The 13,576-nt window shown below is 41.4% G+C and carries 9 protein-coding genes; 5 read left to right on the plus strand and 4 right to left on the minus strand.

Annotated elements, in window-relative coordinates:
- Positions 1-58: 58 nt before the first annotated feature.
- Both ACMAZF_RS01950 and ribA read right to left on the minus strand, forming a co-directional pair.
- Positions 59-2,524: a PepSY domain-containing protein gene (locus ACMAZF_RS01950; protein WP_435275815.1), complete on the minus strand. Its 2,466-nt coding sequence runs from the start codon at positions 2,522-2,524 to the stop codon at positions 59-61.
- Positions 2,525-2,883: 359 nt separating this feature from the next.
- Positions 2,884-3,495 carry a GTP cyclohydrolase II gene (gene ribA, locus ACMAZF_RS01955; protein ID WP_435275816.1) on the minus strand — a complete coding sequence of 204 codons (612 nt, stop codon included), beginning with the start codon at positions 3,493-3,495 and terminating at the stop codon, positions 2,884-2,886.
- A gap of 211 nt (positions 3,496-3,706) precedes the next feature.
- Between ribA and ACMAZF_RS01960 the strand changes: the two genes are divergently transcribed.
- The 4 genes from ACMAZF_RS01960 (at position 3,707) to ACMAZF_RS01975 (ending at position 7,047) form a co-directional block, all read left to right on the plus strand.
- Positions 3,707-4,411, plus strand: coding sequence for a DUF599 domain-containing protein (locus ACMAZF_RS01960; protein ID WP_435275817.1), 705 nt, complete (start codon positions 3,707-3,709; stop codon positions 4,409-4,411).
- Positions 4,412-4,428: 17 nt separating this feature from the next.
- Entirely contained in the window at positions 4,429-5,454 is a 1,026-nt protein-coding gene (locus tag ACMAZF_RS01965; protein WP_435275818.1) for a lytic murein transglycosylase, read from the plus strand.
- A complete protein-coding gene (locus ACMAZF_RS01970; protein ID WP_435275819.1) occupies positions 5,454-6,326 on the plus strand; it encodes an EamA family transporter in 873 nt (290 codons plus the stop codon). The genes ACMAZF_RS01965 and ACMAZF_RS01970 overlap by 1 nt, the downstream gene beginning before the upstream one ends.
- A gap of 100 nt (positions 6,327-6,426) precedes the next feature.
- Positions 6,427-7,047, plus strand: a complete 621-nt coding sequence (locus tag ACMAZF_RS01975) for a hypothetical protein (RefSeq protein ID WP_435275820.1) — start codon at positions 6,427-6,429, stop codon at positions 7,045-7,047.
- Here ACMAZF_RS01975 and ygjK read toward each other — a convergent pair.
- A complete protein-coding gene (ygjK, locus tag ACMAZF_RS01980) occupies positions 7,037-9,481 on the minus strand; it encodes an alpha-glucosidase (RefSeq protein ID WP_435275821.1) in 2,445 nt (814 codons plus the stop codon). The genes ACMAZF_RS01975 and ygjK overlap by 11 nt on opposite strands.
- A gap of 170 nt (positions 9,482-9,651) precedes the next feature.
- Here ygjK and ACMAZF_RS01985 point away from each other — a divergent pair, with 170 nt between their 5' ends.
- A complete protein-coding gene (locus ACMAZF_RS01985; protein WP_435275822.1) occupies positions 9,652-10,017 on the plus strand; it encodes a YacL family protein in 366 nt (121 codons plus the stop codon).
- A gap of 532 nt (positions 10,018-10,549) precedes the next feature.
- Here the strand turns inward: ACMAZF_RS01985 and rapA are convergent.
- On the minus strand, positions 10,550-13,447 hold the full coding sequence (gene rapA, locus ACMAZF_RS01990; protein ID WP_435275823.1) for an RNA polymerase-associated protein RapA: 2,898 nt from the start codon (positions 13,445-13,447) through the stop codon (positions 10,550-10,552).
- Positions 13,448-13,576: the final 129 nt, after the last annotated feature.

The raw sequence follows: 13,576 nt of genomic DNA on the forward strand, positions 1-13,576 counted from the left end.
GCATTAGCCTCTGTTTAGAGGCGGCTTTTGTTTCTATGGTGCCCTTGATAACGTGGTGTTAATCAAAATTGTCTCGTTTAATGTGCTGGTGGCGCACACCTTGAGATAGTAAATGCTGACGGATTTGGTCCATCATTGTATGTGGACCACAAAGATAGAAGTCTATCGCAGAAATATCTTGATGCTTTGGCAAGTAGTTATCAAATAAATACGATTGAATATAACCGGTGAGACCCTGCCATTGCTCATCGTGAGGCTGCGATAAACTCACTCGCCATTGGAAGTTGTTGTGGCGTTGACTCAAGTTGTCAAAATAATCTGGGTTGACAATATCAGTCTCATGGCGCGCTCCATACCATAAAGAAACACGTGGCCTTTGCTGGTTAATTGCCTGTTCTGCCATCGCTTTTAGTGGCGCTAAGCCAGAGCCTGCACCAATAAGTATAATTTCTCTTTCACGCACTTTATTTAGTGAAAAATCACCAAAAGGCCCATGTATATCAACGGATTGCCCAGTTGTTAAACTAAACAAGTACCCAGAGCCTACACCTAAGTTATTTTCGTGATGAGTCAGCTTCACTAAAAAACTGATAGTACCATCGCTCGTTGGTTCATTAGCCAGTGAGTAGCTTCGTTGTTCAACTTGAGGCACTTTTGCGATAGGTTGTTGCGACAATAAATCTGCCCAGTAGGCGCGGTATTCACTGGGAATGCTCGATGTATTGATGTGATATTGGCCTGCGGGCACTGTTACGTTGACATACTGGCCTGCGGCGTAACGAAAATCAGTTGAAGTCTTAAGCGTAATTTCCTTAATAAACGGTGTAACCAAATGCGTTGCAATAACGCGTGCGTTCATCGGTGCCAATGCACCTTTATTATTAAGCGTCACATCAAGATCTGATTCAACTTTAGTTTGGCAAGATAATCGCAGTCCTGCATTCACTTCACTATCTCTCAAAGTCATTCGCTCTTGCTGTGAGAGGGGATGAGTATAATCGTTAATAGTTAAAATACATTGACCACAGGTTCCTTTTCCGCCACAACCTGACGGAACCCGTTGCTCATCGCTGTTAAGTGCATTTAACAATGTTTGATTTGGTGCGGTTTCAACAATATTCAAACCGTTAACAGTGATTTTAAAATGTTGATCTTTTTTACGGCGCTTAAACCCAATGGTGAAAAATACTAATAAACCGCCGGCAAGACTACCAACAACTGCCAAAGTCGCAGCGGTAATTATTAATGGATGATTGAAGTCACTGTGATCTTGATAATCCATAATATGTAGCATCCAGAAAAAATCGCGCAGTCGCCATGTATCCTCAATCACTTTGAGGATTTTACCGCTATAAGCATCGATATAGAGGGCGCTATGTTGGCGGTTATCGTATTTAACTTGCCATACTTGGTTTCTAAACTGCCGACTTTCTGGTGTCTTTTGTTGTAATAATTTAATCGATAAAATAGGTAAATTATCATTCACAGCAAGTGCGGCTAACGCACGAATTTGTGTTTTAGACAGTAATTTATTTTCAAGATTGAGGGTTAAGGGTGCCAGTTGTTTCTGGGCCTTAATGTAGATTAGTGGCTGAGTAGATGTTGCAACAAGATTAATTCTGCTTGCTGATGGGTAAGCTTGTTTGACGGCATTAAAATCGGCAAGTTGCGGTGAGAAATCAGCTGTCGACATACGATTAGCCGTCATGTTCGCGTTAGTTTTATCACTACTTAAGAGATTAAAAGCAAGACCACTCACCGCCCACAATAACATTTGAATGCCGACGACTAGCACCAACCAACGATGAGTATTGACAACCCACCCTAATTTTCCGACGGGCGCTGGCAACCATAGCGCGTAAAAGATTAACCAGATACCGCTAGTTATTAATAAAATAGCGACAATAGACGCAATTAATAGCAATGTATTATGGCTGTCTTCACCGTCTTGGTAATCCATAATATGCAGTGTCCACAGAAAATCGAACATACGCCATAAATCGCTACGTTTTCTTAGTAATTCTGCTGTATTAGGAGAAAAATAGAAACTTGGATTAAAAGAGGCGTCGAAATCAACTCGCCAAACTTGGCGGTTTTGTCCGCCGAGTTCATCGGGATATTTACTTAATTTGTTGATGGATTTAATGGTACCAGTTCCGCTAAAAATCTCTTGCGCACGTTTTTCAATATAGGATTTATCAACGTTAATAGCCTGTCCATTTTCGGCGCTAATTAACCAGCGATTGTTGATCACGTAAACATTTTTACTAAGCTGGCTCGTTAGTAATACTCGTTTCGCACGCTGATATTTTTTGGGTACAGGGGTTACCGAAGTATCTGCGAGCGGAGCTGGAGTATTTACAAAATGATCGCCATGAATTTTTTCAATATCAATGCACACCATGTAGAGGCCGCTGACCATCCAAATTATCATCTGAACAACAACAACAACGCCTAACCATTTGTGCCAGTGTCTAATTCTTTGATGCCATGAAGCAGGGGGAATTGTACGTTCAACGGTCACTAAGTTAACTTCCTAAATTGTTGGTTGGTGACTGTGCTAGACCCGAATGCGATGAAAATTATTTCGGACTAATGAAAAAATATCACTCTAACGTGATTGGGGGAGGGAAATCAAGCATGGAAATTAATGTGAACACTGATACCAATTGCATTAAATATTTGCCCACTTGTACTTGTTAAAATTAACTAAAATGGCGTTGCTCTCAATCCTAATAGCCTGCTATTAGTCAATCGAGCGCCTTGTTTTAGCTGATTTTCTCTACGCACAACAAGATCACTTACTTAATGCAATTGGTATGATATCGTGTTCGCATGCTCAAATGACATAAAGATGCGTCTTTATGTCAATAAGGGATATGCTTAGCCTAAATCGTTTAATGAACCTTGAAAGAACATATGGCCCATTTTTTCGGCTTTAGTATTGAGGTACTCATCGTTATGTTGATTGCGACCAACTTGCAATGACACTTGTTCTACAACATCAACACCAACATCTTGTAGTGACTTAACTTTTCTTGGATTGTTCGTCATCAAGCGTACTCGAGAGACGCCGAAATGTTCCAACATTGGTTTACACATATCAAACTGACGCAAATCGGCAGCAAATCCTAGCTGCTCATTCGCCTCAACAGTGTCTGCACCGTTGTCTTGTAAATGATAGGCGCGAATTTTGTTAATTAAGCCAATACCACGACCTTCTTGACGTAAATACAGCAAGGCGCCTTTACCCGCTTTTACAATCTCTGCCATCGCTGTTTCTAATTGATAGCCACAATCACAGCGCATACTAAACAGTGAATCACCGGTTAAACATTCTGAATGCAAACGAATTAACAAAGGTTCGTTAGGCGAGATATCGCCATAAGTTAAAATAATGTGTTCTTTGTCTCCCTGAATCTCGTTAAATCCATGCATAGTGAACTCACCTAAACGCGTAGGTAAACGACAGGAATCGACATATTGAACTGACATACAAAGGCCTTATGAAGTCGGGCAAACACAACAAATTAACTAATGCGTGTTGTATATGGGCAACAGGCTAAAAAAACAAGAGTAACAACAGGATTAATTATATCCACCTACGGTGGTTTGCGATAGTATTATACCGCATCAAGCGCTTCACCATTTAGTGATGTCGCTTCAATAATTTACTTCTTTTTGAATTCACTTATTAAACGAGGTCATGTTTCGAATGTATAACGTGTTGGTGACGGTGTTATGTGTATTATGGTTATGCTTGTGTTGGTTTGGTTATGCGAAGTTTGCGAAACGACAAGCAAAAAGAACACATTGTATTGCGTCGGTAATGCATCGCCATCGAATTTCATGGATGCAACGTTTACTTTATCGAGAACAGTTCATTGCTGATACCGCCTTATTAGCAAGTTTAGAGCGCCAGGTGACATTTTTCGCCTCAACAACCATGTTGATTTTGGCTGCGCTACTTACATTATTATCAGCGTCAGAACGTTTATTTACCCTAATTCAGTCAGTTCCAGGTGTTTATCCTGCCACTTTACTTGATATTCAAGTGCGATTAATTTTAATGATCGCAATCTTTATCTATGCATTTTTCACATTCACTTGGTCATTGCGACAATACGGATTCTGTTCTGTATTAATGGGGGCATTTCCTCACGTTAAAGATGGCGAAGAAGCGAGTGAAGATGACAATAAGTTTGTTAAAAATTTAGCCAAAATAATTGATCATGCAGGCCATAGTTACAACGACGGACTACGTTCTTATTATTTTGCACTATCAACCCTAGCGTGGTTTATCCACCCGATTGCCTTCGTGTTTTCAACGACAGTTGTGGTGGCGGTGTTATTCCAGCGGGAATTTCATTCACAAACAATGCTAGTAATGTACAACATAGATAAAGATTAATAGTTAGTAAGGATGATATGATGAAACGATTGAAGCGTTTTTCTCTGGGCGTAGTTGCGTTATCTTTTTGTGGCCTAAGCCAAGCAACATTCGCACAAGAACAGGCAGATTTTCAAACTTGGCTTACAGAATTAAAAGTGGAAGCCAAGCAAAAGGGTTACAGCGACGAATTAATTGAAAAAGCACTAACGGGTCTAAAACCTTATCCAAAAGCCATTAAAAGTGATCGCGCTCAGCCTGAGTTCAAGCGTACCTTTAAGCGCTATAGCACTAAACGATTATCTGAGTGGCGTATTAAAACCGGCCTTAAAATGAAAAAAGAGCATAAAGACATGCTCGAAAAGGTGGGTAAAGCCTATGGCGTACAACCACGTTTCATTTTGGCATTTTGGGGACTAGAAACAAATTACGGAACCTTTACCGGCAACAATGACATCATCCGTTCATTGGCAACCCTAGCCTATGACAAACGCCGTGGACCATACTTTAGAAAAGAATTGTTTAATGCGCTTACTATTTTAAAAGAAGGTCATATTAAGCTCGAAGACATGAAAGGATCTTGGAGCGGCGCGATGGGACAAGGGCAATTTATGCCATCAAGCTTTTTACAACTAGCGCAAGACTTTGATGGCGATGGCCGTAAAGATATTTGGCATACCCATGCTGATGTTTTCGCATCTATTGCTAATTATTTAAAACACTATGGCTGGAACGATCAACAAACGTGGGGCCGACAAGTAACGTTACCGGATAACGCCAAGTCTCTTGTTGAACAAGTAAAGCAGACAACGCCAGAAAAAGGCTGTCGTGCATTGCGTGCTCATAGTGACAAATTACCATTATCTCAATGGAATGAACTGGGCGTTCGCCGTTTAAATAACAATGATCTTCCTGCTGTTTCATTAAAGGCAACATTGACTGTGCCTGACGGCGTTTCAGGTGATGCATTCTTAACCTATGGTAACTTCCGTACAATTTTGCGTTATAACTGTGCCAATAGTTACGCCATTACGGTTGGCTTGTTGTCTGATAAATTAAAATAATGTGGATTTATTTTACGCTGCTGGCGGCGTTTTCGCAGTCGTGGCGTAATGCCTTTCAAAGTAAATTAAGCCAAGACGTTGATGTTGTTGGTGTGACCCTTGCGCGTTTCCTATGGGCTGGTCCCATGGCGGCGTGTTATTTAGCCGCGCTTTACTATTTTATCCCTGCTGATTTACCGCAGTTCTCAATGTGGTTGGTCTTTTTTGTGACTGGTGCAGCGTGTATGCAAATTATTGCGACTGCATTGATGGTAAAACTATTCAAACTCAATAACTTTGCAGTTGGTGCTGGTTTAGCTAAAAGTGAAGCCTTAGTCGCGGCCATCTTAGGCGCATTATTTTTTGGTACTAGCCTGAGTTTGCTTGGGTGGGGCGGTGTGCTTATTGGCACTATTGCCATTTTACTGATGAGCTCACGTCAGGGGCTTAAAGGGCTATCGCTACAAACGTTGTTATTAGGTCTTGCATGCGGAAGTTGCTTTGCGTTGACGTCGTTATGGGTGAGAGAAGCAAGCCTTACACTTGATTTGCCAACAACACATCGTGCGGCTTGGGTACTGCTGTTGGTGATTGCATTGCAAACATTAATGTTAGTAAGTTATCTAGCAGTTAAACGACCAGCAACCCTTAAAAAACTTCAACAGCATGGCCGCCTCACTTTTTTAATTAGTTTAACGAGTTGTATTGGTTCTATTGGTTGGTTTAGCGCCATGGCGTATCAAAGTGTGCCGTATGTAAAAACGTTGGGTCAGGTAGAGATATTTTTTACCATGCTAGTTTCCATCATGTGGTTAAAACAACCCGTCAAAATTAAAGACGGATTTGGTCTAGTGCTTATTGCCATTGCGGCCATTATGGTGATGTGGACTTAAATTATCATTGCTGCTACTTCCAATTAAAGATAAGGTAGTAGAAATAGTGCTCAATTAATCGATAGTAATTAGGCGAATTTTCTTAAACGGAGCTTAAGTAGTGAAATTAGCGTTTAAATTAGGTAAATCTTTGAAAGCGAAATTCTTGTTTTTTTCGTTATCAATATTCTTGTTGTTGTTTTTTTGCACTGGCGTGTTCAATTACTATAAAGAAAAAGACGAGCTTAATGAGCAAATGACGACGCAAGTTGCTCTTGCTAAAATCCGCGCAGAGAAAGTATTACCCGCATTAATTTGGAACTCTTCCGAAGAAAGTATTAAAGATTTTACCAATGCTGAACTTAAAAATGCCTTTATTAGTGGCATGGTCGTTTCAGATGGCAGCACCGTGTTATATTCCGCTAAAACAAACATTAAAAACATCATTTCAGAACAAGATTTCGAACCCTTTGAAAAACAAATATGGGTTGTAGATATTCCATTAAACTTTGTAGAAGGCGGTATTGATAATAATATTGGCTTTGCCCAAATATTGATAAATCATCAATTGATGGAGTCGACGCTACAAGAAATATTAGTGCGCCAAGTACTGCAAAGTCTTGGTTATTGTGTGGTGCTATTTATGTTGATTTGGCGTCTCACCAGCTCCTTGGTATTGACGCCATTATTGCAACTTAATAATCGCTTAAAAGTAATTACTGACAGCGTATCTAATCGTTAAACTCTCGATGCAGCATATACAAATGTGCTGCACTCCAACTAAAGTTAGCCGCCCCTTGTACTACGCCAGATTCTGGGTTGTAGTTTTCCCGAATAGCTCCGTCGCTATTTAGACCTTCTGCGTTTTTCACTACTCTTTTAAGTAGCTTTTTCGCTTCGTTATCAAAGCCATAATTAGAGAGCGCCACTAAACCGAAATAGAATTGGTCTAGCCATACACGGCCGCGCCAGTAGATATCAGGATGGTAAGCTGGGTTGGTTTTCGACGCAGTACCAAACGGAATTAACGTATTGAATTCATTCTCATCTAACATCACTTCAATGACACGCAAGGCTCGCTCAGGTGTAGCGATTTCAGTCCATAGAGGGCTCCAGCCTTCAGGACCTCGGCCGCGTTGAGTGAGTAGATTTCCTGGACACGAATCTGCTGCCGCTTTGTGTGCTGTGATTTTACGATCATAATAAAAACCTGTTTTCTCATCAAAGAAGCATTGATTAATACGCTTAGCCAAATGCCTTGAGGCCTGAGAATATTGTTGGTGCTTCGTTTTATCACCAAGTAATTGAGCCATGTTTGCTAGCAGTTGTTTTTCTGCCGCGAGATAACTGTTTAATTCAACCGATTCTTGGTCGATGGTAAAACTAACTAATTCATTATCTTGATTGCGGTTTTCAAAGAAACGAACCTGCCAATCATTATTAGCTTGTTTGAGATTGCCGCTGTGATGCTTGTCTGCGTATCGTTTAAGTTGCTCTTGATTGATAAAACCAAAACGTGCGGCGTTATCCATTCCTGATTCCCAGCCTGCGCCGTGCTGCGCGCCAATGTCTAATTGTTGATAGCGTCCGTCGTCAAGCACTTGGTTATAGGTCGTCATTGATTGGCAGTTAAGCCAATTTTTATTGCCTTTCTCACAACTAGATAAAAATGCTGGTGCCTTGCCGTCGCCGTAACTCACTTTAAACGTTAGCTCGCCATTTTTTGTATTGTGATAACGGTGATTAGTAGCGCCATACTCAATTAAGCCATTGTTGTTATGGTCACGATTGCGATACCACCACTGATGATACGCTTCGAGCTTAGGGAACATTTCAGCAATAAAGCCCTTATCTTTGGTTTGCGAATAAACCTCCCATACCGCCCAGCTTGCTAACGGTGGCTTGGTATTTCGTTCATTCCAATTGCCGCCAACACCGCCGCGAACTTTGTCTTTATTGTAAAAGATCGCATCGACGATCATGCCATGATCATAAGGGCGCCGCGCATCATCACTAGCGATTTGATAATCAAACATCGCGCGAATGTTATCTTTAGCAACGCTTGGATTGAAAGATGCCATCGCATATGCGTGTTTCCATGTATCCCATGCCCAGGCACCATTAAACCAGCGTGCTGTAACCGACGGTGTAACAACATCATGTTGTAACGCACCAGCACTACTGCGCCAATTGCCATTCAGTGTCTCAATGGCTTTAATCGCAATATCAGTCGGCAATAAGCTGTTGCTATTAACTCCTTGTTTTAGGTATTGCTGCCAGCGCTGTTGAGATGAATCTATTTTATCCGTCACATAACGAGGCTTACTCATTAATCCCAGTACTAATTCTTTATCTGCCGCAGCTTCCTCAGCGGTATGCCAATAGCCGTGACTTGTTGTTATTTGCTGACTCTGATGCGCCTGTAAAGTCACTTGTCCGGTGCTTTGGTAGCTCAGCTGTTGTTGATTAATGGTCGTGTTGGTGTCAATGCTGCGCTGAATTTGATAGCTAGCATCATTGCTAAGCATTAAATTCCATGTCTTGTGTGCTGGTGGAAATGCGACGCTAACGCCTTTGGCATTTTCACTTAACATTGGCTGCCATTCAGGCAATACCGCAGATATCGATTTAGACGCATTCCATTGATTATTTAATTGACCTTGCCACGACAAAGACAATGAAAGCGGCTGATTAAGTTTGTTTGTCATTGTTGTCTCAACGACCGCAATTCGATTGGCGACAAACTGTAATGTGAGCTGCACCGTTAAATCATTAAATTCATAATGCTGCACCAGCTGACCAGGAAAGGTTTCAAACTTCGTTTTTGCCGACGCAAATGAATATCGCTTATTGTTCTCGCTATTATTAATGGTCAGTTTATCCAATTGATTAGCAAGGTTAATCGGATATTCCTGCGCAATAATCATTGGGCCTGTGAAGCCGCCATAAAACGGCACTGCACTTGGTTGGGTGAATCCATGCCAACTGCCCAAATCAAATAGGGGATTTAGCGGCTGATTACCATACTGATCAAAATCTTTAAATGAACTCACTTGGCCACTGCGATCGATTGTCGATTGAGCAGGGGAGTTATTCGGTTCGGCATGAACATTCTGAGCTACTAAAGTGAAAAGAGTGACGCCTAAAAGAGAGGGAAAAATTTTCAGTGATGGCATGAGAAGATTGTCTAGTTTTATAATGTATACAATTTATATTTTTTAGTGCTTGGCCTCAAGTTTAATTACTTAGATTCAAATCGAAAGTGCATAACTTTCCAAGACTAGGGCTATAGCTAAAGCCAAATTCGCGATAAAATAATCCTTTATTGATAGTCACTGAGCCTCTTATGGAATTTAAATTTAAAACCGACACCCTTAACGATTCTTACCGTGTCGAATTCTCAATGGGTCATGAAGTCTTTGGTCGATGGTTAATGAGCGAAATCGGCACCAAACCAGAAAAGATCAATGCATTGCTCGCTAAACTCGAAGAGCTTCAATCAAAACAAGACGTTGAAGAACTTATCGAAGGCCGCGACTTTTCCCTCACGCTTACCGATGATGACGCCATTGTCATGGCAAACAGTCTCTACGTTGACGGCGAACTCCCAGAGGGTGAAGACTTCTCACACTACGACAGCGAAAGCGTTGGCGAATGTGGTATCGAAGATTTTGAAGCCATGCTGCAAAGTTGGCTGGAGTTTGTGAGTTAAGAAGTGTCACAGTCGATAAGCTTTCTATAATGCTTAATGTTTTACTCAATAAAATGTTGCACGTTTTGATCATTATACCAATTGCATTAAGTAAGTGATCTTGTTGTGCGTAGAGAAAATCAGCTAAAACAAGGCGCTCGATTGACTAATAGCTGGCTATTAGGATTGAGAGCAACGCCATTTTAGTTAATTTTAACAAGTACAAGTGGGCAAATATTTAATGCAATTAATGGTATTAGTAGCGAGATAATGCACTAGCACAATTTGTTTGGTTATTCTGTTTTAAATATATTGATAAGTATTAGATTAAGTTAGAGAAAAAGTATTTGGTATGGATGATGTTTTGAGTGAAATTATTGGTAAAGGACAATTTTAACAGGCGCCTAAACCAAAGTTCTAAAGTGCGTTTATTAACGTCAATAGTTAGTTAAATAGTCATAACACTGAGATCTAGTCTTTAACTTAGCATCTAGCCCATAAAAAAACGCCAGTCACTGACTGGCGTTCTTCATTATAGTCTTTAATAAAAAGCCTATTCAGGTGATACGACAATAAAGCGTAAACAATCTAAACGAACTTGTGCGTTGCCAATATATTTGATCAGTTGCTCTTTCTCAGTGGTTAGGTGAGTAATTTCTTCATCACGAATATTTGGGTTAACGGCTTTAAGATCTGTCAGACGTTCTATTTCAGTATCTAAAACCTTAGTCACTTTAGCTAATGCATCTTGTTGGATAGTTTCTAAAGACGCTTGTGCCTTAGTTGTACCATTAGTCACTTGCTGATGGATAAAGGCTTGTGAAGCGCCAACAAGTTTACTGGCGATGTGTCGGCCAATAGGACTGAGTTGATCACTTAGTTTTTGGTAACTAATGTTGTTGTTTAGCTCGTTGCCGTTTTTGTCCATTAACAAACGCATTGGCGTTGGCGGCAAGAAACGACCAATGTGGTATTTCTTAGGCGCTGAGGTATCTGCAACAAACATTAATTCGAGTAACATGGTGCCAGCAGGCAGTGCCTTACTCTTTAAAATAGAGACGGCATTGTTACCTGTGGTGTCACTAAGCACCATATCGATGCTACCTTGCACCATCGGATGTTCCCAATTAATAAATTGGAAATCTTCACGGGCAAGTGCTGTGTCACGACTAAAGGTGACAGTTGTGCCATCTTCATGCAAACCTGGAAAATGGCTGTGTAGCATGTGACCGCCGGGTTTTAAAATCAGCGCATTGTCACTGTGATCTTCTTGCTCAACGCCACAAATATCCATCATGTTAAACATGAATGTTGGTAGCTCAGTGCCGTTATCATTTTTAGCAATGCGAGCAGCTATCGCTTGACCTGATTTTTGTCCGCCAGAGTTTAGTTCTAATAGGCGGTCACGGCCATTTTCGATTTTCGTTTTTAACTCAGTGTGGATTTCTTCGGTTTGCGCGATGATATCAGCCAATGATTTTTCGGCTGTCTCTTGGTCGTGCAATAGCGCGAAGATATCTTCTTTAACTTCGTTAAATACGATACCGCCAGATGGACAGGTTGTTTCAAATGCATTGAGGCCTTGATGGTACCAATCAAGTAAGACTTTTTGGCTCGAACCTTCAAGGTAAGGAATATGCAATTGAATATCGTTCGCTTGACCAATACGGTCTAATCGACCAATACGCTGTTCAAGCAAATCAGGATTAAGTGGTAAATCGAACAATACTAGGTGACGAGAGAACTGGAAGTTACGACCTTCAGAGCCGATTTCTGAACAAACGAGTACTTGCGCGCCATCTTCTTCTTGAGCGAAGTAAGCGGCTGCTTTGTCACGTTCGATAATGGATAAGCCTTCGTGGAATACGGCGCTGCGGATCGCTTCTTTAACACGCAGTGCTTGCTCGATAATCAACGCAGTTTGTGCATGAGCACAGATCACCAGCATTTTCTCTTTGCTGTCTTTGATCAGGTTAATTAACCAATCGATACGCGGATCAAATGACCACCATGACGCGTCTTTACCTTCGAACTCTTGGAAGATTTCTTCTGGATAGAGAGACTTGTGAGCACTCTCAGATACGCTTTTCGCACCGCCCATCATTTTTGCCACTTTCATTGAGGTGGTGTATTGATTTGGCATCGCTAATTCGTAGGTATTGACGATACGTTGCGGGAAGCCTTTGACGGCTTGGCGGGTATTACGCATTAATACGCGACTTGTGCCGTGACGCTCTAACAATAATTTAAGTAACTCATCTCGCGCCTCTGACTCTGCATCATCGGCAATGGCTTGTAGCATATCGCTAATGTCACGTTCTTTGAGTAGCTCGGTTAATACTTGCTTGGTGTCGTCTGACAATACGTTTTGCTCTAGCAGCTCATTGGCAGCAGTGGCAACGTGTTGGTAATCTTTTTCTTCCGCTAAAAACGCTTGGTAGTCGTAGAAACGATCAGGATCAAGTAAACGTAAGCGAGCAAAGTGAGATTCATGACCAAGCTGGTCTGGCGTTGCTGTTAGTAACAATATACCCGGTGTTTCTTGAGCTAAGCCTTCGACAATGCGGTATTCGCGAGATGGCTTTTCGCTGTTCCACTCAAGGTGATGTGCTTCATCGACAACGAGTAAATCCCAGTCACCGTCTAATGCTTGTTTGTAGCGATTAGCTTTACGTAACGTTGATAGGCTGGCAATGATAAGTTGCTCTGTATCAAATGGATTATCAGCGTCTAAATTCGCTTCTGCGCAGCGTTCTTCGTCGAAAATGGTGAAATTTAGATTAAAACGACGACGCATTTCTACCAGCCATTGATGCTGTAGCGTTTCTGGCAATAAAATTAATACGCGCTCAGCACGGCCTGTTAGCACTTGCTGCACAATGATCATGCCAGCTTCAATAGTTTTACCTAAACCTACTTCATCAGCTAACAATACGCGCGGTGCGTAACGTGAGCCGACTTCTTTGGCGATATGTAACTGATGTGGAATTAAGCTAGCACGAGTACCTGCTAAACCTAGCAGATCGTTCTGTTCCATTTTGTAGCGAGCCATTAAACAATCGTAACGCAGTGCGTAATGATTCATGCGCTCAACTTGACCAGCAAACATGCGATCTTGTGGTTTATTAAAGCGAATGTTGTGACATAACATCACTTCGCGTAGAGAAACTTCCTTTTCTTCGGTATCTGTACGAGTACCGATGTAAGTAATAAGGCCTTTATCCTCTTTGATGTCGGTTACCGTCAGCGACCATTCTTCATGGCTTTCGATGGTATCACCTACATTAAAGATAACTCGCGTCAGCGGGGCGTCATTGCGTGAAAAGTGGCGGCTTTCGCCTGTAGCGGAAAATAAAATGGTGACGGTACGTGCATCTAATGCAACAACGGTACCTAAGCCGAGATCCGATTCGGTATCACTAATCCAACGTTGAGCCAAAACATAAGGCATAAAAGGATATCTCTCTTTTGTCAGGTAAAAAAACGGGGCGTATCTTACCTCAAGCATTGAGGCAATGCATGGCTAATTTGATACTATTATCAATAATAATTAAAGTGTAGTCAGGCATCACCATTTTCC

The organism is Psychrobium sp. nBUS_13 (genome assembly GCF_051201665.1).
Lineage (GTDB): Bacteria > Pseudomonadota > Gammaproteobacteria > Enterobacterales > Psychrobiaceae > Psychrobium.